Annotated in this window: 26 protein-coding genes, 1 tRNA gene and 1 pseudogene; 1 reads left to right on the plus strand and 27 read right to left on the minus strand. The window is 36.7% G+C overall.

Features of this window, described 5'->3' with window-relative positions; all coding sequences use genetic code 11:
* Positions 1-338: 338 nt before the first annotated feature.
* The 4 genes and pseudogenes from AB3I27_RS08415 to AB3I27_RS08430 all read right to left on the minus strand — a co-directional run.
* Positions 339-412: transfer RNA gene (locus tag AB3I27_RS08415), tRNA-Ile, on the minus strand.
* Between the two features lie 427 nt (positions 413-839).
* Positions 840-1451 (minus strand): hypothetical protein, encoded by a 612-nt coding sequence (locus AB3I27_RS08420; RefSeq protein WP_010724139.1) that lies wholly within the window; start codon positions 1449-1451, stop codon positions 840-842.
* Positions 1452-1622: a hypothetical protein gene (locus tag AB3I27_RS08425; protein ID WP_002337240.1), complete on the minus strand. Its 171-nt coding sequence runs from the start codon at positions 1620-1622 to the stop codon at positions 1452-1454.
* A 346-nt stretch (positions 1623-1968) separates the two neighbouring features.
* Positions 1969-2064: pseudogene (locus AB3I27_RS08430) on the minus strand (N-acetylmuramoyl-L-alanine amidase); the annotation flags it as partial.
* A 79-nt stretch (positions 2065-2143) separates the two neighbouring features.
* Between AB3I27_RS08430 and AB3I27_RS08435 the strand changes: the two are divergent.
* Positions 2144-2710 (plus strand): hypothetical protein, encoded by a 567-nt coding sequence (locus tag AB3I27_RS08435; RefSeq protein ID WP_174127921.1) that lies wholly within the window; start codon positions 2144-2146, stop codon positions 2708-2710.
* Between the two features lie 31 nt (positions 2711-2741).
* Here the strand turns inward: AB3I27_RS08435 and AB3I27_RS08440 are convergent, their stop codons facing one another.
* The 23 genes from AB3I27_RS08440 to AB3I27_RS08550 all read right to left on the minus strand — a co-directional run bounded on the left by AB3I27_RS08440 (position 2742) and on the right by AB3I27_RS08550 (position 19229).
* The gene (locus AB3I27_RS08440; protein ID WP_325908059.1) at positions 2742-4010 is read right to left on the minus strand and encodes a LysM peptidoglycan-binding domain-containing protein; all 1269 of its coding nucleotides are present in this window, start codon (positions 4008-4010) and stop codon (positions 2742-2744) included.
* A 10-nt stretch (positions 4011-4020) separates the two neighbouring features.
* Positions 4021-4218 (minus strand): phage holin, encoded by a 198-nt coding sequence (locus AB3I27_RS08445; RefSeq protein WP_002336349.1) that lies wholly within the window; start codon positions 4216-4218, stop codon positions 4021-4023.
* Positions 4219-4241: 23 nt separating this feature from the next.
* Entirely contained in the window at positions 4242-4535 is a 294-nt protein-coding gene (locus AB3I27_RS08450) for a hypothetical protein (protein WP_325908058.1), read from the minus strand.
* Between the two features lie 37 nt (positions 4536-4572).
* Entirely contained in the window at positions 4573-4710 is a 138-nt protein-coding gene (locus tag AB3I27_RS08455; protein ID WP_002290625.1) for an XkdX family protein, read from the minus strand.
* A 1-nt stretch (position 4711) separates the two neighbouring features.
* Positions 4712-5155: a hypothetical protein gene (locus AB3I27_RS08460; protein WP_325908057.1), complete on the minus strand. Its 444-nt coding sequence runs from the start codon at positions 5153-5155 to the stop codon at positions 4712-4714.
* Positions 5156-5168: 13 nt separating this feature from the next.
* On the minus strand, positions 5169-5663 hold the full coding sequence (locus AB3I27_RS08465) for a hypothetical protein (RefSeq protein ID WP_325908056.1): 495 nt from the start codon (positions 5661-5663) through the stop codon (positions 5169-5171).
* Positions 5663-6031, minus strand: coding sequence for a hypothetical protein (locus tag AB3I27_RS08470; RefSeq protein ID WP_047929318.1), 369 nt, complete (start codon positions 6029-6031; stop codon positions 5663-5665). The genes AB3I27_RS08465 and AB3I27_RS08470 overlap by 1 nt, the downstream gene beginning before the upstream one ends.
* Before the next feature lie 4 nt (positions 6032-6035).
* Positions 6036-6824, minus strand: a complete 789-nt coding sequence (locus tag AB3I27_RS08475; RefSeq protein ID WP_325908055.1) for a hypothetical protein — start codon at positions 6822-6824, stop codon at positions 6036-6038.
* Entirely contained in the window at positions 6824-7732 is a 909-nt protein-coding gene (locus AB3I27_RS08480) for a phage baseplate upper protein (RefSeq protein WP_325908054.1), read from the minus strand. Before AB3I27_RS08480 ends, AB3I27_RS08475 begins: the two co-directional genes overlap by 1 nt.
* Positions 7698-8216, minus strand: coding sequence for a CHAP domain-containing protein (locus tag AB3I27_RS08485; protein ID WP_077940677.1), 519 nt, complete (start codon positions 8214-8216; stop codon positions 7698-7700). Before AB3I27_RS08485 ends, AB3I27_RS08480 begins: the two co-directional genes overlap by 35 nt.
* 10 nt (positions 8217-8226) lie before the next feature.
* Entirely contained in the window at positions 8227-11115 is a 2889-nt protein-coding gene (locus tag AB3I27_RS08490) for a phage tail spike protein (protein WP_325908053.1), read from the minus strand.
* Positions 11115-11900: a distal tail protein Dit gene (locus AB3I27_RS08495; protein WP_239690766.1), complete on the minus strand. Its 786-nt coding sequence runs from the start codon at positions 11898-11900 to the stop codon at positions 11115-11117. The genes AB3I27_RS08490 and AB3I27_RS08495 overlap by 1 nt, the downstream gene beginning before the upstream one ends.
* 14 nt (positions 11901-11914) lie before the next feature.
* A complete protein-coding gene (locus tag AB3I27_RS08500) occupies positions 11915-14737 on the minus strand; it encodes a phage tail tape measure protein (protein WP_325908052.1) in 2823 nt (940 codons plus the stop codon).
* Between the two features lie 16 nt (positions 14738-14753).
* Entirely contained in the window at positions 14754-15014 is a 261-nt protein-coding gene (locus tag AB3I27_RS08505; protein WP_325908050.1) for a hypothetical protein, read from the minus strand.
* Positions 15015-15094: 80 nt separating this feature from the next.
* Entirely contained in the window at positions 15095-15463 is a 369-nt protein-coding gene (locus AB3I27_RS08510) for a tail assembly chaperone (RefSeq protein ID WP_002293018.1), read from the minus strand.
* 45 nt (positions 15464-15508) lie between these two features.
* Positions 15509-16021, minus strand: a complete 513-nt coding sequence (locus AB3I27_RS08515) for a phage major tail protein, TP901-1 family (protein WP_002293017.1) — start codon at positions 16019-16021, stop codon at positions 15509-15511.
* A gap of 10 nt (positions 16022-16031) precedes the next feature.
* Positions 16032-16424: a phage capsid protein gene (locus AB3I27_RS08520; protein ID WP_325908049.1), complete on the minus strand. Its 393-nt coding sequence runs from the start codon at positions 16422-16424 to the stop codon at positions 16032-16034.
* A complete protein-coding gene (locus tag AB3I27_RS08525; RefSeq protein WP_010722880.1) occupies positions 16424-16762 on the minus strand; it encodes an HK97-gp10 family putative phage morphogenesis protein in 339 nt (112 codons plus the stop codon). Before AB3I27_RS08525 ends, AB3I27_RS08520 begins: the two co-directional genes overlap by 1 nt.
* Complete coding sequence (locus tag AB3I27_RS08530) at positions 16746-17072, minus strand: hypothetical protein (RefSeq protein ID WP_325908048.1); 327 nt, start codon at positions 17070-17072, stop codon at positions 16746-16748. The genes AB3I27_RS08525 and AB3I27_RS08530 overlap by 17 nt, the downstream gene beginning before the upstream one ends.
* Positions 17069-17398 (minus strand): phage head-tail connector protein, encoded by a 330-nt coding sequence (locus AB3I27_RS08535; protein ID WP_002323928.1) that lies wholly within the window; start codon positions 17396-17398, stop codon positions 17069-17071. The genes AB3I27_RS08530 and AB3I27_RS08535 overlap by 4 nt, the downstream gene beginning before the upstream one ends.
* An 11-nt stretch (positions 17399-17409) precedes the next feature.
* Entirely contained in the window at positions 17410-17673 is a 264-nt protein-coding gene (locus tag AB3I27_RS08540; protein WP_002323699.1) for a hypothetical protein, read from the minus strand.
* A gap of 17 nt (positions 17674-17690) precedes the next feature.
* Positions 17691-18614 carry a phage major capsid protein gene (locus AB3I27_RS08545; RefSeq protein WP_325908047.1) on the minus strand — a complete coding sequence of 308 codons (924 nt, stop codon included), beginning with the start codon at positions 18612-18614 and terminating at the stop codon, positions 17691-17693.
* 12 nt (positions 18615-18626) lie between these two features.
* On the minus strand, positions 18627-19229 hold the full coding sequence (locus AB3I27_RS08550; RefSeq protein ID WP_325908046.1) for a DUF4355 domain-containing protein: 603 nt from the start codon (positions 19227-19229) through the stop codon (positions 18627-18629).
* Between the last annotated feature and the right edge of the window lie 29 nt (positions 19230-19258).

Consider the following 19258-nt stretch of genomic DNA (forward strand, 5'->3'; position numbering starts at 1 on the left):
TTTTCTCACTTTTTTTCAAAAATATGGTATGCTTTTTAATGGCTTCAAATATAAAAGAGTTTAAAGCGTAACACACTTATGGGGGAGTGGTTTTTGGGGAACGCTTTAAACTCTTCTTTATTATTATCTCACAATATAACCCAAATGTCTTTCCATTTAAAAATCAAAGTAAAACTTTTCAAATATACAGAAGTATAACTATGTGAAACATCCTTTCATTAATCCATAAAAGGATACATAAAAAAGCCACTCATTTGAGTGGCAATGAAGAAAAGCTTTAGCTTGTATAATACTCTTCAAAAAATTCTAACACAGAACGATTCAATTGGCTACATTAATGTACCCTGTAGGACTCGAACCTACGACCGGACGGTTATGAGCCGTCTGCTCTAACCAACTGAGCTAAGGGTACGGAAAGCCATCACAACTACTGCAAACAAAAAGAATGGACATAGACTAGATAATAATGGTTTTCATTCTTTGTTGTGATGGCACATTAATTATTACACATTTAATAGCAAAAAACTAGATTGTACTTATTCTTTGTAAAATATATTATTTTATGTTACTATTTCCAAGTTATAAAAAGAAAAAAGCTTCAGATACTTATCTTTTTGGGGAAAGACTCTAGGGTGAGGGGGTATCTGAAGCTTTTTTCTATGTTCATTATCTCACATGGTTATTTTTTAGTCTATTATTTGATTAGATTTTTCAGAAAAAATGAAAAAACCTCAGCCAAGGATGATTGGTTGAGGTTTTTGTTTTGCAAATTTAAATCTTTTTAAGTTCACTATACGCTTGTTTAACGTTGTAATAGATACTTGCAATAATTAGTTTTACTATTTTAACTTCATAATCATTACAACTAATCCACTGTTTGTTTCATAATTTTCAATAACCTCAAAACCAAAGTCTCTATAGAAATCAATTAACCTCGGAACATTTTCACATTCAATCCATACATATCTAGCATTAATAATTTTTTTTGCCTGTAAAACCGTATCATAAGCTATCGTCAATATCTGAGTTCCATTTATAGCCTCTATTTTTTGAGCTTCTTCAGAATAATTTTTACCAACTTGCCCTATCAAATAACTATTAACTATGTAACCACCAGTTTCAGTTTTTGAACCATTCTGACACAATCTTCTTTGTTGGGACTTACTGAGATTGTTATAATTTTTTTTGCTCATAATTAAAGATTTGTTAGCTAAAGAAAAATAACCAACTAACATAGATTTATCTTTATATGAGCTAAATAAAAGATGCGTAGTTGCTAAAGCAGCTTTCTCGAATTCTATTGCTTTTTGATGCAAAAAATATTCCACATCATTAACTTGACCAGTTATAGGATGTGGAATAGATTTAAATGTCTTTAGTATGTTATTTACACTTTCTAAATCCGGAGCAACCTCTAATAAATCACTTAAACTGATAATCTGTATTCCCATCTAACTATTACTTCCAAAAAAAATATTTTTTATTTTTTCTTTGTCATCGATTACTTTTAAATTAGTTACCAACTGTTTTCTAGGTGATTTATCATTAGATAATGCATTAATTAAAGAGTTAGCATTCTTTTTTGTAAACCTATACTCCTCAGTAAAACTTTTAGTAGCCATAACAATCGCCTCCGTTTATGTACCTACGCAAAAAGTATATAGGAAAAAACACGTCAAAATAATGTACTTGTACAAAACAATCATACACCATTTTACGCTTTAACTTTCCTTTGCTGTAAGTTCAATATACCATCATTGGTTTAATTGTACAAGAGAGATGGCTAAAAAATCAGCTAATTTTGTTAGTATATCTGATAATAAATCAATAATGAAAGTGCATGTATATAAAGAACAAAACGTATTTTTACTATCTAAATTTGTATACAGCTTTGCTAACAAATTAGCTAACAATATTAGCAACTATATTGAAAACTATATGTACTGCCCCTCATCGAGGGGCTATTTTTTATCGTTGTGGAATATTTAAATACCAACGCTTATCATGAAAATCTTGTGCTCCACCCTTAGTGTTTCCTTCTGGATCATTCGTTGCACGCATCATGCATATATTTTTCTAATAGTCTAATTACGAATTTATTTTGTTATGATAAAATAAAATTTGTGAATTGGAAGGTGAAAGAATGTCAGAGGAACAACATAAATTAATAAAAACAGTAAATAATTTTTTACATTGGTATTTAGGTAAAGAATACACACCCAAAGATATCTTAGAATTGATCTTAACTATTGTAGCTATCGTTTTTATAATATTTGGTTTTTTAAAAAATAAAACATACTATGAAGATGTGTTTCTAGAATTCTACTCTATAGATACGCAAGGAAAATATTTCCCTCAGAATATTTATGATGAAATATCATTAGATGAAAGTCCCACAAAAATTGTTCTAGTTTCCCCTGCAAACGTGCCCATGAAAGTTGACATCATGAAATTTAAAGATATGGAAAACGATAGTGAACTTATATATAAATCTACGGGCTACTCTAAAACTATTGAGCCTGGTGATGCACTAAAAATTGCCTATACAGAAAGCGAAGGGATTCCTAATTATCAACTTCATATTTCAACAGAATATGGCGAAGCAGATGTACCATTGATCTATAACGGAAGGTACAACAATATAAATAAAACAAAAATAAAAGCTACTAGAAAAGTTATACCATATTTTTTAGACAAAATATTGAATTAACTATGTACCGCCCCTCATTGAGGGGCTTTTTTTAATAGGATAGTACTTGTCCTGGATAAATCAAATTAGGATTTGATAATCTATTGCCCTGTGCCAGCGATTGATAGGTTGTTCCTAACTTAGATGCGATTGATAACAAGTTATCGCCTGGTCGAACAGTGTATGTTCTAGTAGCACTTGCTGTTCCACTCACTTTTAGAACTTGTCCAGCATAGATCATATTCGGATTGCTTAGTCCATTTAACGAAGCAAGTGCTTGATACGTTGTTCCATATTTTGTAGCAATTGAAGATAGTGTTTCTCCATATTGAACAACATGAGTTTGGATAGCAGCTGATGGTTTATCTGGAACAGTTGTAGAATCTGGCAAGATTTCTACATTTGATTTTTCAATCCAAGATAAAATATTCGCAAGTAAAACTTTGTTGCCGTTTACCTGTTGAACCTTATAGCTTTCTCCTTTTACCCATTGTGGGATCGCTTCTCCAGTTGCCCAGTTTTTCGCTGAGAAATTCACTTTCACAGTGTCCCCCACTTTAATTTCTGATTTTGGCGTATCATTAGCTTCTTCCCCTGCATCCGTTGCTGGAGTGTCTGTTGCTGGTTTATCTGAACCTGTATAACCGTTATCTGTAATGCCAGTTAAATCGATATTACCATCTAATCCACCAGCAATATAAGTTGAGGTAAATTGATAGATACCGATACCGTCCACCGATGGAAAAATATTCCAGTTAGGAGTTGGCGTTACATTATAATCAGGATAAGCAGAGATCCATAGAGAATCTGGAAACTCTTTGATTACTTGCTGATAATAAGCATTTGCCAATAAGAATGGCTTACCTGAATAAAGCATTGGAGTATAGCCTGCTGCTTTGATTCGACGCATACCATAAAGAATGGCATCCGTATTTGCTTGTTTATTAGAAGATGCTCCTCCCTCAAAATCAATCGCTACTATTGATCCTTTAGGCGTTTGAATCTTTGGCAAGAAATAATCCATCGTTTGTTTAGCAATCATTTGAGATCCCCATACATCCCACCAAATATAGGTATGTGCTCGTTTGCCTTGAGCAATTGCAGAAGCAACTTGCGTGGAGTAGGTCCATTGGTCATATAAACCAGCTCCGTTATAACCACCAATTTGTGCAATAGCAAATTTATCATGAGCGTACCCAAATCTTCCGTTCTCACCTTGATAAATCGACCAATCTACACCCTGATCATTTTTTGCAGCAAATACATTCACAGGCAACAAAAAAAGAGCTACGAGAGCTCCTGCTAAGATTTTCTTTTTCATATTCTTCCTCCTATTTTTTCAAATTATAAGCCGACACACCAGTGATAACGCCTAAAAATGTTGCTACTGCATTGATAGTGAGTACTGTCATATCTGTTCCATTCCATCCATATGCTTTTCCTAACATGGCTACTAAAGCAGATGCAGCTGGCAATACTGTTAAAACTGTCCATTTAATGATTTGATAATACTTATCGGGTAAAATCATTTCTTCTTTACCTCCTTTCTTTTTCATCTTCTTCTCTCCCTAAATAAAGTTTTAATTTGTTGTGTGTGTTCTACCAATTTTTTTTCATGTGCATCTAATCTTTCATCGTGTTTCTTTAGTTCTTCATGAATCATCAATCGATCTGATTTGCTCGATTCTAAATCTTTTGTTAATAGTTCCAAGTTGTAACTCACTTGTGATAGTGTTTTCGTAATTTTTGTAAATGATGCAACAATCGGTCTAATTACTAATAAAATCAAAGAAACGATAGCGGTTATTGATCCTGCTATCGCTCCCCATTCCCCTAAATTAATCATATTGCAACTCCTTGTATCAAAATAAAAAGCACATCAATTAAGATGCGCTCTCTTCTTTGCTAATGATTTTATCTGCTTCTTCGTCTGTAATGCATAGCGGAACGAACAGTCGAACTTGATCGTCAGTAAAACAGCCCCAATCATACATCATTTTCACATCGCTAAAACTAAACATACTACTCACCTCCCTTTGAAGCTGGATTTAATTGCTCTTTAATTTCTGCAATATCCTTGCTGTTTTGAATCGAAGCAAGCATCATTTTTGAATTGATTTGTGCTAAACTATCAGCTTTTTCTTTTAATGCAGTGTTTTCCTGTTTAATTGCTACATTGTTTAGCATTGCTTTAGAATTTAGCTGTTTCAATTCATCATTTTCTGCCTTCAGCGTTTCGTATAATGCCTTAATATTAGCCAATTCATCTACGCTATCAACAGCATTCCCTTTTTTCTCTTCTTCAGTTGCCAATTCGACCCATTGGTTTAGTTCCAAATTGAATTTCGGTTTCCAATTTGGAATCGGTGGTTCGACTTCTGTGCATTCTTCCGGTAAATGTTCTTCATCATTCACAATGATTTGCTCGAATCCGTAAGGCTTGATTGATTTGTAAACTACTTTCATTAGATTTCCTCCCTTAAATTGAATAAGTGATAACAAATGAATAATCTGATCCATAACTTGAATTTCTTCTCCATTTAATGGCTCCATCTGCACCAATAGATAACTGAGCACTGTTCAAAGTAGAACGGTCTATCGAGCCAACCAGTTGCTCAAAACTGATCGGTGTCCGATAGCCTTCTGGAACAGTTAAAATAACCGAATCATTCCCGCCACTGCTTTTTCCATTTAAAGCCACAAAATATATAGAAACTGTTTTTCCTTCACGATAAAGCTTTGCTGTCCCTGTATTACCGTTAGTGACAACCAGATTTACCACTTCATAGCTGTTATCATCAGTCGTCAAAACACGTTTATTATTGATTGTTACAGAACCTGAAAAATTCTTATGTCCTGCAATGGCTTGGTCTCCATCTGTCTGCACCAATACTTCTTTACCATCAATAGCTTCTACATGCGTTTTTAAGTATTTAGAAACTCCGTCTTCTTTTAATTGAACAATATCTGGCATTATACGGTCCCCACTTTCTCAAATGTAATATTTGCTAATCCATCGAGTTTAGCTTTATCTTCTTTGGACATCAAACCATTAGCTGTAGTTGTAGCCACAGCTGTCGTTGTTGCATTTGTTCCAGGATCTCCCTTGTCTCCTTTATCCCCTTTAGGCAATACAAAATTAAACTTCGCTGCACTTGCAGTACCAGCATTTGTGACACTAGCTGTTGTACCACTCGTTACTGTCCCTACAGTAATTGTGGCAGCCTGTCCAGGATCTCCTTTATCTCCCTTAATAGTTTCCGGCTTTCCCTCAACAGCATCCCAATGAGTTTGGGGGTAAACCTGAACATCATTCTGTTTTACTTTTACAATATCTGTCATTTCTCTATACCTCCCCTACTTTTTCAAACGACACACTTGGTATTTTTGAATCTGTATAAGCTTGTGCATTTTGGTAAGCTTCACTCATTTTTTGATCAACATATTCTTGAGTGACACCGCCACCTTCTCCACCACCAGTTGCAGAGATTACTCCTGTATTTGAAATACTGATATTAGCTCCGGCAGTATAGTTAAATTGCTTATCGGCGGACAAAACATCATCAGTCATCGTTAATCCTTCGCCAACGCGAATACCACCTTTTACAAATTCGGAGGCAGTTGGTAAAACGTAAAAACCAGTCACATCTGCATTTATTTTTCCATCTTCATCAATAGTGATATTTTCTCCTGCAGTGTAATTTTTCAGTGAATCGAGCTTTTCTTTTAACTCTAGTGAGAAATTAACATCAGATTGTCTGACTGCAGAGACTTTTCCTGTCTCATCAATCGTCAATAATTCACCAATTTTTATGCCACCCAAACGGTCGACAGTGGCAATTGGCAACACATCGTCACCTTCTCCACTGTTTAAAATTTTTTGATACATTTCTGCAGTGATAATTCCGTCATTCTCTTCACTTGCATAAGGCAATTCTGTGATAGCATTTCCTAACCCTAGATCTTCTTTAGTAATAACAACAGCGCCAATTTTCCCATTGACAGATAGAACTTTTGCATCACCAGCCATAAATTCCTCTAACCCAAGAACTGCAGAAACATGAGTGATTGGGAAAAATTGTCGTTGTACGCCCGTTTTTTCATCCGTTTCCATCATGCGTTTTGTTTTAGCCATTAGATCACCCCTACTTTCTCAAGAGTGAAAACATTCTGTTTTGGATCATCAACAGTTGCAACAATCAAAGCTCCTTCTTCAATTGGTAATTCAACTGTTCCGATCTTTTCGACTTCGTGATTATCTGAAAAAAGATCATCCTGTAAAATATCAGTCACTTCAATTTCACCGTATTCAATCGTGAAAAGCGCTGCTTTCATTTTTTGATACAAATAGTGTAGATCGGCTAGGAAACGTTCAGAAATCGATTCATGGCGTACACCTTGAAGATCTACACGCGTATCCATTAATTCGGCTAACATTACTCCACCTGGATCGATAGACTTCAAAATATCTTTGATTGATTCAAACCAATTCAAATAATCTGTTTCTTGTCCGTCTCTCCATGCTTCAAATGTATTTTGTTGGTCTTGACGCCATTGTTCAAATTCCTTTTTACGTGCATTCATCCAATCTGTGAAGTCGCCTTTGTTTTCATTGATAAAAGCTGTCATATCCGCAATTAAATCTTCGACTGTCTGCCAATACGATCCCATTTCGCCCTCTGTTTTTGAGACGGCTTTAATCACAAAATAGGAGAAGTCTTGCGTCGTAGCAATTAACTCATCATCTTTATAAATGATGAAATCTGCTATTTGGCGATGTAGGCATTGCATCGAATACTGATCAAATGTGTACTGAATTTTTCCTTTTTTTGCATCGATAACTTTAGTACCTAATTGAACTGGATATTTGTCTCCGACAACTGATTCAAAATAGACTTTACAACTAGTTAAATCATATGGCATTCCATTTTCAGTGATAGTTGCTTCCATAGTTTCTGAATTCTTATTGCCTTGCCGTACCTGAATCATGCCAACATAGTTATACGGCTCAGTTGTGCTGAGTACTACGTTCCACTTTGCCATTAATTACCACTCCTTTCTCAAAATCAGGTGGGATACAAATAGAAGCTATCTGACCAGATCCGAAGAATTCACGATCATATTCCGCCACAATTCCACCTGATTCCGCATTTTGTTCATAGGTCTGAATACGCCCATTTTCTAGGCCTTTGATTACACCTGTGTGGCCGTAATATTCATGACTTTCAAATGCATCACTGATTTTTGCGTTTCTTTCCCAATTGATAATTGAGCCAACAACTAGCTGGTCATACTCAGGATGAGCGATGACCGTCCATAAATACAATGACCATGGATAGGCTCGTCCAATTTCAGCAGCGGAAAATACATTGCCATGACGTACTTTGATCTCATATTTAGTGCCAGCTCCCATGTCAGGACCAATCATCACGCCGGCATATTCCGCAGATAATGCGTAACATTGATGGTTTCCAATAGGTTGATTCAACAAACTTTTCAAATGATTTAATCCTTTTTCTTCGATCACAAAATCACCTCTATTTCTTCGCTCTGGCGAGACAAACATCGCCACCGTTTAACAAATAACCGAAAGACCAATCTACGCGACCGATACCAACACCATTGGAATTCATACCGCCCATTTCAACAATAGACGTGCTATATCCCTTCCAATCCTCTGCTAAAATAGCGGTATGGCCATCATTACCAGCACCTGCACCTAAATTAACAATGATGATATCTCCGGCTTTCGCTTCATTTGGGGATATTTCAGTAAGATACTGACGTGCTCCTCTTGCATCTGCAGCCATTGAACCCGTGTACCATAGAGTCCCACGTGTTGCGGTTTTATATCCTGCTTTTGTCAAAGCTAGCCAAACAAAAGAAGAACAGTCAGCATATCCATTACGATCAGGATTCTCGACACTACCAAAATTCCAACGCAATGGTTGAGAGTAATGGAAATAACCCATCAAGCTTTTGGCTGTACTGAGAATACTGCCAGTAGATGGGACTTGAAGATCTTTAAATTTGTTATACCAATCAACTGCCCATTCTTGTCGTTCTGGATGAGTCGTTGCTGGTCTTTCATAATTTCGTTCAAATGTATAAGCAGCAGCTGCTGGATCAGTCATTGCTTTATATCCAGAAACACTTGCCGGTTGAACAATTCCTAACCATTGACCGTTATACATTGTCCAATCTAATAACTTTCCTTGAGCTGACATTGTTCGATAATCTTCTGTAATTCCTGCGGCTCTCATCAGGTTTTGAACATAAGTCCTGCCATCCCATGTTGCTGGAGGAACCAAAGGATATGCTGAACCATCCCATTGAACGATTCCATAAGCTGGACCGCCGACTTGTGCAACATCTGGATTCATTGCAGCACCGGCTTCTCCTTGAACATTTCCAAGGATTCCAGCAATGGATGCTTTGGAATACCCTCTAGAAAGAAGCATGACCCATAATTCCCAAGCAAATTTGTCCGCTTGACTGATAACCTCTGGTGGATACATGCCATTCCAACTACCGCCATCATTATTTCCACTTCCGCCTTGTCCAGGGAATACTTCTTGTCCGTTAATTGTGAGTTTCCCACGAATATTGACATTTTTCATGAATTCCGCGTCCCCAAAGGCATTCAGCTTTTCTTGTAAGTTAAGACTTCCAAATAATATAGAAGTTCCATTCCCAAGTATTACCCAACCTTTTCCTTCTTTTGGTGAAATGAGAATATATTTTCCATCGCCGTTTGTTCGAATGACTAACGAATTATCTTCTAACGGTGTAGGAGTGGATGCGCCAGGAAAAGGATTGCCTACAGAATCAGTAGTACCAATTGTGCCAATGGATTCTTTGGTATTCCAGAACTCCATCCCTTTTTTGGTTAGCTCCATGATTTTTTTGTTGCTGTTCACAATTTGCAAAGCTCCTTTTACTAGCTTGAGCTGATCACCCACAGCGTTAAATGAAGTTTCAAAAATATCTGCTCTAATACGTCCAGATTGGATATAATTGGCATTGAAGTTTCCATCAATCGTCCATGCCGTTTTGAAATTTGACTCATTGAATTTTCCATCAATAAAACCAATCCCTTCCGAATTAGCTACAAGAAAATGGTTAGAAGTATCAATACTATCCCCATTCATCCAAACCATCTGATATGGTTGACGACTTTCGCCTTTACCAGTATCCCAAGGATTCATCATGATAATTGATCCACCCTTTGCTCCGCGAATGATATCCGACTGCCATTTAGAAACTTCGGTGGACTCATAAAAGGTCATCTTCTTCTCATCAAGGGTCTGTATGGCAGTTTGAGTATTTGAAGCTTGACGTGTTGATGAAGTATTTAAATTATCACCTAAGCCAGTTTCGACTTTTCCTGTTAATCGATCAATCTTCACACTGAAAATTCTAGTCTCGTAATGATAGCCGCGGTCATCACGATGAATACGTATAATATTACCTAAACTATCTGCTCCGAAAATAGTTGCTTTAAATTGAACTAGCGGACGTGAACAGTTAACCAATTCTTGATAGGTAAGCTGAATTAGTTCAACAGGATCTTCGCAGTCTTCGAATATAATTACCTTCTCACGCTTACGACGTTTTCCGTTTTTAGTAGGAATACCATATTTTTCAGTCATCTCAGGGATTTCCAAATATATCTGGCCAGTAGGCTTGTTTAACGGATCCCCTTTTGATTTGGACCAGTATACTTGATCAAACTCAATTCGACGACCATAACCATCTCCAACCTCTTCACCACGACCGCGGCCGATTAGAGAAGTATAGATGTTACTTCGATTCACTTCTTTTTCAATTGTCAAGGCTTTGTCACCGTACTCATATCGCTCATTACTGTATTCGCCAATCTGCTTGTAAACTTCTATCCATTTATCTGTGACGCCTTCTCCACTTAGATTGCACCTAAAAACAATCTCGCATCCTAACGTTTGTAGATTTTTTAAGGCTTCGCGGATACTACAGTAGTAAAAAGTCATAGAAACTGCTGGCAGTGTTGAATCTAAATGACCAACTCGCCACTCACCTAATGTAAAATCTATGACTCTCTGGATGGTTTTCTGAAAAAACTCGTTAGCCGGACGAATATCATTAATGATATAAGCATCCAATTCATCAGGACCAAAATTAATCCCAGTAAATATCAACAATGAACCCGGATCAGCAATTCCGATAATTTTATACATAGAAAAAGACGACTCGCTTTCACGAACCGCCATATAAGCTGACTCTTTAATTTCGTCATCAAACTCCATGCTAACTGCTAACTTATCATTAATTAACTCATCTTTACTTGGTGTGATTTCCTTTTCTTGAACTACAGAAAAAAGTTTATCTTCCCCTACTATTTTTATAAGTTTTTGGCTTTCATCGAAAAAATAAACATCTTTGTCCATTACAACCACACTCCTCTATATCGTATTAAGGGAGTGCCGTTATCACACTCAACTAGATCACCGGTCCTAACCATAAAGTTTTTAAAGGAGCTAGTAAGATCAAGAATTCTCGTTTTATTCACTCCATTTACAAAAACTTTTCCCTCAGCTATGTCCATCTCGATAGAGTCACCTTTTTTTATCATTGAGTTAGTCACACTAATATTTTGACGGCCATTTGTAATTCTTAAGCTCCCATCATTATTAGCCTTTAAACTAATTGAAATCGGAGCTACTTCATACGGAAGATATTCTGCTACTATGCCGTTTGTTTCAAATATACGTGTATATTTTCTGGGATCAGAACAGATTATAGAGAAACTAGATATTACACTATGAACGTTTCCTGGAATATTATCACAGGTCTGATACCTTCCGTAATAATACATATCCAACTCATCGTTAAAGTGAATTTCTACATCTTTATCCCTGTAAAGCAGCCTCATCAATTTATTAAAGCTTCGTTGAAATTCAATAGGATTCTTTTCTTCTAATTTAAAATGTATAGTTAAAATCCTCTCTGGAAGTCTTTGAGAACTAATACGAACACCTATGCTCACCGCTTCACTCTCAATCTCTAAAGAAACCATTTCTCTACCTTCCACATACAAAGTCTGGTACCCTTCTATATAATTCTCGATAAACTTCCCATCATAATTCAATGCAGACGTCGGTATCCATGTTTTCTGACTGTCGTTTTTAACCGTGTCTCTGAATTCATACATTGGATTATGCCACTCCATCATATTTCCCTCACTTTCTAGAACAATAAATTAATATCCGCCTCTTTACCTTGAATGTTTGAAATATCCTCAACAAACGCTTCAAACACTTGATTTCCTAAGCGAATATTGAAAACTGCAGGACGTTTATTTTTGCCGTAGTTAACACTATGCTCTATTTGTGTTGTGAAATTTCTATTTGCATTTTTTAAATTCGCTGAAAGATCAATATCAGGTGTACGAGTAAAACTATCTGCAATCATATTAGCCATGTTTCCTACATTGCTTTGGACACTGGCAAAGCCATTAGTTAAACCTACGTTTAGTCCATTCATGATTGCTTGCCCAGCTGGGATTAACAATTTTCTATCGTATCGAATAGGTCCTTTGTGTTCCCTAATCCAGTCACCAATACCTCCAACAAAATCTTGCACAGATTTCCATGCATTTTGTAACCCTTCTAGAAAACTATCCATGATAGCTTTTCCGGCTGCTAGTAAATCGATATTTTTCAAGTTATCAAACCAGCCAGTTAATCTATCCACCGTATCACTAACAGCATTTACTAAATTATCCCATGCCTCTTGAGCACCATTTACTAAATTGTTGAAAGTATCTATAGTGCCTTGTTTTAGGTTTTTCCAACCTTGAATAACGTTATCTTTGGTTCCAATAACTAGATTAATAAACCAAGCTTTGAAAGAATTCCATAAATCCTTCGCTTCTTGAATCATATTATTAAACAGATCGATTGTCCCTTGTTTCAGGTTATTCCATCCCTGTTTAATACTATTTACAATATTATTAGTTGTCTCTTTGATCCATGTAGTAAAAGAATTCCACACATCTTTGATAGTAGTAGCTAACACATTCCAGATATTTATAACAGTATCCTTTAAGGAGGTGTAATAACCAACAACTATATCTACAAACGTTGTGATAATGTTTTCGATATTTGTAGTTAATGTAGTCCACAGCATTGAAGCATCTTCTTTTAACTGATTAAAATTACCTGTTATCAAATCAATTAAAAGTAGAATTGGACCCATTACAGCAGTTTTTATAATTTCCCATGCAGAACTTGCGATTGATCCAATTTGAGCCCATAGGTTCGTAAAGAAATCAATCATTGGCTGAAAAACATTTTTTATTGCAGTAACGTATGGCGAAAGTATGTTTAAGACACCTTCCCAAGCTTCGCTAGCTGATTCCTTGATACCTTTCCAAATATTTGAAAAGAATTCTTTAATCTCAGACCATTTGCTAACAATCCAGTCTGCTGCTTTCCCAGGAGCTTCTTGAATTGTAGTCCAAACATTGTCTGCGCCTTCTTTAATAGACTTCCATAAATTGTTAAACCATTCTCCTGTAGATTTCCATGCGCTCTGAATCCATTCTACTGCCGAGCTTACAGCAGACTTGATTCCTTCCCATAAGCCAATCCAAAAGTTTCTAAAATCTTCACTCGTATTCCAAAGATAGATGAAACCTACAACGAGTAGTGCTACCGCAGCTATAACCAATCCGACTGGACTGGTAAGAAAACCTATGGCGGAACCTAATTTCTTGAACAAAGAGATTCCGTTACCTAATACACCTAACCCCACTTTCATGGTTTGAAACGCTTTAACCAGCATTCCTAATGCATACAATACTGGCCCAATTGCAATAGCGATTGCTCCTATGGCCACTACTAATCTTTGAGTTGATTCTGGAGCACTTACAAATTTTTCTACTAAGCCGGATATGGCATCTGCTACTTTTTTGATGGATGGTGCTAGAATCTTTTGAATTACAATAGCTGCTGACTCAAAAGCTCCAAACATTTGCTCGATGGAAGAATTCATATTATCTTGCATGGTCCGAGCCATATCGTCAGCTGCACCATCAGAATCTTTCAGAGATTTTGTTAATTTGCCCAATGAATCAGGTCCTTTATCAATCAAAGCCATCATCCCTGATAATGATTCTTGCCCATATAGTGTTACTAAAGCATTTTGTTGTTGTTCAGGCGTCAGGCCTTCAAAAGCTTTTTTAAGTAATTCTACTTGAGTTTTTAAAGGTTTCATTTTACCGTCAGCATCATAAAACGAAACACCTAAATTATCCATTGTATCTTGCATAGCCTTTGTTGGCCTTGCTAACCTAGACAATGCTCCTCGCAACGTTGTACCTGCTTGAGAACCCTTAATGCCTGCGTCACTCATAATACCAATAGCTGCTGCAGTTTCTTCCAAAGAAATACCCATTGAATTGGCTACAGGAGCAACATACTTCAATGCCTCTCCCATGTCTCCAACTTCAGCATTGGTATCCGAAGCAGCACGAGCAAATACATCAGCAACATGTCCTGCTTCACTTGCTTCTAAACCAAATCCTCTCAAAGCAGTAGCAGTATTTTCAGAAGCTAGAGCCACATCCCCTCCAGATACAGCTGCTAAGTCTAAAAGACCTGGCATTGCTTTCATGATTTCTTGCGCGTTAAATCCAGCAGAAGCTAAGTTTTCCATACCATCAGCAGATTCTTTAGCACTAAAAGCAGTCTTAGCACCCAAATCGATCGCTTGCTGTTTCATTTGTTCGAAAGCATCACCCGTCGCACCAGAGATAGCTTTTACACGACTCATTTGTGCTTCAAAATCGCCACCAACTTTAGCAGCTGCTACACCTACTCCTATAAGAGGTGTGGTAATATACTTTGTCATTGCGGCACCAGTACCTTGCATCACTTTACCAACAGCGGTTGTCATACTGTTTGAATTCTTTTCAAAAGTTTTAACAGCATCTTGTGCATCTTTAAAAGTCTTTACAAATCCACTATCTGTGGCTTTTAATAAGGCTTCAACAGAAAATTGTTCCATGATTTTCCTCCTTTCCTCAAGAGTTAGCTTTAGTTAGTAAGCTTTGGAATTTTTTATCTTGTTTTGAAAGTTCGGAAGCTCCCATGATTGAATCTTCGATTTTTTGATAATTAAAGAATTCTTCAAAGGATCGATATACAGGAACTGTCTTTTTGCCTACTTTTTTCTCCGCTTGGACTTGCTGATTTGCCCACGCTAATTCGTGAATCAACTTTTCTTTGTCAAGCCAAGATAACTGGGCTGCAGTCATACGAATGTTGTATTCATATAAAGTCATTCTTTCGATATCTGAGATATTGTTTATTCCCAAATATCGAAAAGAGTTGATAAGAATTTGTTCGTATGCCAGTGCAGAATCTATTCCGCTTGTTGTTTTTCCGCTTCTTTCAATTTCTGATTCAGGTTTCGAACCGCTAACTTTCCCGCATTCGACTCAGCCAATTCTTTTAGGACTTCATCAAACAATTTTTCGATGTCTTTAACTTCATCGATGTAATCATCCATTTCATCCAACGTAATAGTTTCTTCTTCTGTTCTATTTGCTATTTCTAAGACTCGTGACAACGTGTTGACATTATAAGAACGTAATTCCGGTAAGACTTTTGCTGAGAGTCCCATTCCGAATTCCATATTTCCATCGATGAAAGGCATCACTTTGTCTAATTCACGTACAAATTTAGTGCCAAATTTAAACGAATATTCTTTACCTTTAATTTTTAATTTCAATGTTTTTCATCCTCCTAAAATAAAAAAGAGAGCATCTAAGCCCTCTTATGCTCCTGTCGAAGTTGCTTTCACGGTATCTTTGAATGTATATTGAACGACAGCAGCTTGATCTTCTGTCAAGGTTGCATAACCATCTTGACCAACACCATTTACTGCAAATGATAAACTTAATTCAACGTTATCCTCTGCAGCAGCCGATGGAGTAAATTCAGACACATACGCTTGGTAATAAGTAGCTTTGTACTTATTTGCATTATCATCTGTTCCCTGTTCTGCTTTGTTGATTTCCCAAATTTCAATGATATCGCCATTTAATAAGGCTTGTTTCATTTCATCTACATGAGAATCTCCTTTAGCAACTATTGAAGTAGCCGAAAAATCATATTCAACTGGACTTAAACTTTGAACGTTTCCGTCTTTTGTCACTGTAGAGTCTGAATCTCTTGATAAACCATTTTCGTGTTCTGTTTGAAATGCCATTTTCCAAGCAGCTTCCTGAGTTTCTTTTTTCAATAAGCGATAAAGCAAAATGACATCAATACCTTTTAGTGCTTCCATGTTCTTCCTCCTATCTAATTCTAAATTCAAGTGTGACAACCGCCCGCTTTAGCGGTGTATTCGTTGTTGTGTCGTCCATCACTTGAATTCCACTTGCTTGATAATTTAAAGCCCAATAATAGCCTTCTGTGGCTTCTATCAATCTAGCTTCATTAAAAAGAGCAGATGCCATATCTGACACCTGCTTTCGTTTCTTCTGTAATCCCCAGACGGATAAAACTACAATCACAGTACCTTTCATATCAGTTTTATTCGCTTCGTGAATCGTTTGAGTGTTCTCAAATTCCACAAAAGGATAACCAACATTATCTAAAGGCTTGTAATCATATGTTTTGTATCCTAGTTTTTCTTGGGATATTTTAAAAAATTCATCAAAAATTGATTGATCTCTTGTCTTAATCATCATTTCACCAAGGCTTTCATTTCAGCCATAAATTTGACTTTTTGGTAATTAAACGCTGGTCTAACATAAGGCTGTGCCGACATAAATCGAGTGCCATATTCTACATAAGGTGCATAATCTGCTGTCGGTCCTGCAATCCCAGTTAAGCCAGCTTCTGACAAGGTCATGTTGATTGATCTTCGTAAATAACCCGTATCCACTGGCGCACCTTTTTGCATTCGTTCAGTCATTTCAGCAGTATTACTTTTCACGACTTTTTGAACGTCATTAAGCGTTGCTGCTTTTTTCAGATGTCGCATCAGCTGATCGATTCCTTTATATTCAAGTTGTGCCTTCATCAAGAACCACCTCTTGCACAATTAGACTATTTCTATATGCTGGATTTCTAGCTGTTGTTTTTTGCCAAGTCTTTCCTTCAATCTCGATATAGTCAAATGTAGGGATAGAAAAAAGAGGCTGCGTCCTAATGACCTTCGCCCCTTCTTCTACACTACCAAAAATAGTCACACTTCTATCAGTGCCAATATCTGTCATGTTTGCCTCTGTTCTTGTTCTTTCTAGTTTGCCTTCAATCCACTCACCGAGATCTGGATCATATTTAGAGTCAGATGAACGTTTAACAAATATAATTTCATCTGTAAATCTCATATAAATTTAAACCTCCCTCGCTTTGGCTTGTACAACTCTTCCTGATCTTTACGCTTAAATTCGTCAATCTCATTTTGATATTCTGAAAAATCCGAATCAGGAAAAGCCATAGATAAACCTTCTTGAGAATATGACTGCATACCTTCTTGACCAATTCTATTGAATCTTTTCAACGATACTTCATATACAACTGTTTCAAATTCTTTAGGAACTTCTTGCGTATTTAACAAGGTTTTCATACGCTCATTCGTTCTTCGCTCAATAACTTCAAGCTTTTCATCTATTGTTCCTTTAAGAAGTTTTTTAATATCATCTGCAATCATCATATTTTTACTTCCTAACTAGCAGGTTGACCAGTCACATTGATTGAAGTAGTGAATTCTCCAGAAGTAAATGTGAATGTTGCTGACCCTTCTGCTGCAATCGTTCCATCAAAACCACCATTTTCATTTTTGGTCACTGTTGCGATAGCTCCATCACTTGAAGTTGCTGTAGTAGCTGCAACAACAGCAGCTGCATCGCTAGCATCTGCAGGCACAGCTGAAATAGTAAATGTTTTAGTATCGCCTACTTTACCGGTCCATGTCTTTTGATTTGGCACAATACCGGTAGCAGGCGTTACGCTTTTGGGGAAATCTTCCCAAATGCTTCATCTTTTACAATCATAAATCCAACATCCATTGTTGCACGCAAAGCAATCAGTTCTTGCTCAAACAAGTTAACTGGGGTTCCATCTTCATTAGTTAAAGTAGACAATTGGGCTTCTTCAGAAATCTTAAATGAAATATTATATGGGATCCCATAAAACATGTAATTAAAGTCTCCAGCGTAAAGTGTTCCTTTATCTAAAGACTTAAGGTCTACTACTGGTAATCCGTCAATTGTATTAGCAGAGCGATCATAAATAAACTCAACATTTGACCCGACTGTTTGAGCTGCAGAACGTAATTCTGTACGATTTTTTCGGTTTGAAATAAACGCATTAGGTTCGAATTCATTTTCTGCTAACTTGTCTTCTAAGGCTAGGATATTATCATAAGTCAATCCGCCTTCAACCACATTCCCCGCACTAATAACTGATCCGTCTAGTGACTGAGGAAATGGGTTTTCTTTATTTAATAAGGCAGCTGCATCAAATTTTTTATAGAAAGCTTCAGCAATTTTTGGCTGCATCTCAGCAAAGAAATCTGATAATTTATAATTTAAATATTCACGAGAAACCGGAAGAATGACACCGAGTTTTTTTGCAGTCATCGTAGCTTTCATCCATTTAGGTTTAGATGTTTTAATTTTTTCACCTTCACCCACCCAATATGCGCCTGGTCCTTCTGCAAAGTATTCAAATTTCTTTTCTTTGTCAGTCATTTCTTCATATTTTGCTAACTGCATGATCTTAGAGTTTTCCATAACTTCACTCAAAATGAGCGTATTATATTTATCAGGAATTTTTCCCTCTTTCGTTTCATATACCATAACATTATCTGGATCCCATGTTTGAGCAAACATTTGCAAGTTCATTGGTAAAAGTTGTTTCTTTTTCATTAAGTTTTCCTCCTATTTGATAATTCGATTTTTAGCAGCTAGTTTAGCTACGGTTTCTTTAGTATTTTTCGATGCTGTAAATTGCCCACCTTCATTTGGTGGTGTTTGTCTTGCGTTTTCTTTCTTAATCAAAGAGGCAAAGTTAGTGATGACTGCTACAGCTTGTTTTGTGGCATCTGCATCATCAGAAACAACCAGCCTAAGCAAATCATCATCGTGTGGTAAATTTGCATCTATCAGCATTTTAGAAGCTTCTTTCGTCATTTCAGATAATGCCTGTCCACGCTTTAATTCAGCGATTTCAGCTTCTTTTTGTTTCAACTCATGCTGTAGTTTTTCTTCCGCATTCATTTTTGCCAGCTTTTTAGCTTCTTCTTTTTTTGCTTCTAGTTCTTTTTCCCACGCTGCTTTTGCTTTGTTCGTCTCAGCAGCAATCATTTTCGCTACTTCATCACGAGAAAATGTTTTGCCAGTATTGTTTTCTTCTTTTGCTGTGGGCGGTATCTCTTGTGAGCCAGCTGGTAGGTTTCCTTTTTGTCCCTCATCACCAGATCCACCGTCTCCTGGTTCAGAAAAAAATTGTAAGCTCATTGGCATAAATAAACGTTTTTTCATGATTAATCCTCCACGGTTACGCCGCTACC

It is taken from the genome of Enterococcus sp. C46 (genome assembly GCF_040887565.1).
GTDB lineage: Bacteria > Bacillota > Bacilli > Lactobacillales > Enterococcaceae > Enterococcus_B > Enterococcus_B lactis.

Coding starts and splice junctions, on each gene's coding strand:
- AB3I27_RS08495 (WP_239690766.1), bottom strand. CDS start 11,900: ATGATGGAGTGGCATAATCCAATGTATGAATTCAGAGACACGGTTAAA.
- AB3I27_RS08470 (WP_047929318.1), bottom strand. CDS start 6,031: ATGACAGATATTGTAAAAGTAAAACAGAATGATGTTCAGGTTTACCCC.
- AB3I27_RS08420 (WP_010724139.1), bottom strand. CDS start 1,451: ATGGGAATACAGATTATCAGTTTAAGTGATTTATTAGAGGTTGCTCCG.
- AB3I27_RS08445 (WP_002336349.1), bottom strand. CDS start 4,218: ATGATTTTACCCGATAAGTATTATCAAATCATTAAATGGACAGTTTTA.
- AB3I27_RS08550 (WP_325908046.1), bottom strand. CDS start 19,229: ATGAAAAAACGTTTATTTATGCCAATGAGCTTACAATTTTTTTCTGAA.
- AB3I27_RS08505 (WP_325908050.1), bottom strand. CDS start 15,014: ATGACTTTATATGAATACAACATTCGTATGACTGCAGCCCAGTTATCT.
- AB3I27_RS08480 (WP_325908054.1), bottom strand. CDS start 7,732: ATGGCAAAGTGGAACGTAGTACTCAGCACAACTGAGCCGTATAACTAT.
- AB3I27_RS08535 (WP_002323928.1), bottom strand. CDS start 17,398: ATGATGATTGCAGATGATATTAAAAAACTTCTTAAAGGAACAATAGAT.
- AB3I27_RS08440 (WP_325908059.1), bottom strand. CDS start 4,010: ATGAAAAAGAAAATCTTAGCAGGAGCTCTCGTAGCTCTTTTTTTGTTG.
- AB3I27_RS08520 (WP_325908049.1), bottom strand. CDS start 16,424: ATGATTAAGACAAGAGATCAATCAATTTTTGATGAATTTTTTAAAATA.
- AB3I27_RS08475 (WP_325908055.1), bottom strand. CDS start 6,824: ATGGCTAAAACAAAACGCATGATGGAAACGGATGAAAAAACGGGCGTA.
- AB3I27_RS08490 (WP_325908053.1), bottom strand. CDS start 11,115: ATGGACAAAGATGTTTATTTTTTCGATGAAAGCCAAAAACTTATAAAA.
- AB3I27_RS08455 (WP_002290625.1), bottom strand. CDS start 4,710: ATGTTTAGTTTTAGCGATGTGAAAATGATGTATGATTGGGGCTGTTTT.
- AB3I27_RS08450 (WP_325908058.1), bottom strand. CDS start 4,535: ATGATTAATTTAGGGGAATGGGGAGCGATAGCAGGATCAATAACCGCT.
- AB3I27_RS08435 (WP_174127921.1), top strand. CDS start 2,144: ATGTCAGAGGAACAACATAAATTAATAAAAACAGTAAATAATTTTTTA.
- AB3I27_RS08515 (WP_002293017.1), bottom strand. CDS start 16,021: ATGGAAGCACTAAAAGGTATTGATGTCATTTTGCTTTATCGCTTATTG.
- AB3I27_RS08530 (WP_325908048.1), bottom strand. CDS start 17,072: ATGAGATTTACAGATGAAATTATATTTGTTAAACGTTCATCTGACTCT.
- AB3I27_RS08525 (WP_010722880.1), bottom strand. CDS start 16,762: ATGAAGGCACAACTTGAATATAAAGGAATCGATCAGCTGATGCGACAT.
- AB3I27_RS08500 (WP_325908052.1), bottom strand. CDS start 14,737: ATGGAACAATTTTCTGTTGAAGCCTTATTAAAAGCCACAGATAGTGGA.
- AB3I27_RS08465 (WP_325908056.1), bottom strand. CDS start 5,663: ATGCCAGATATTGTTCAATTAAAAGAAGACGGAGTTTCTAAATACTTA.
- AB3I27_RS08425 (WP_002337240.1), bottom strand. CDS start 1,622: ATGGCTACTAAAAGTTTTACTGAGGAGTATAGGTTTACAAAAAAGAAT.
- AB3I27_RS08545 (WP_325908047.1), bottom strand. CDS start 18,614: ATGAAAAAGAAACAACTTTTACCAATGAACTTGCAAATGTTTGCTCAA.
- AB3I27_RS08460 (WP_325908057.1), bottom strand. CDS start 5,155: ATGAAAGTAGTTTACAAATCAATCAAGCCTTACGGATTCGAGCAAATC.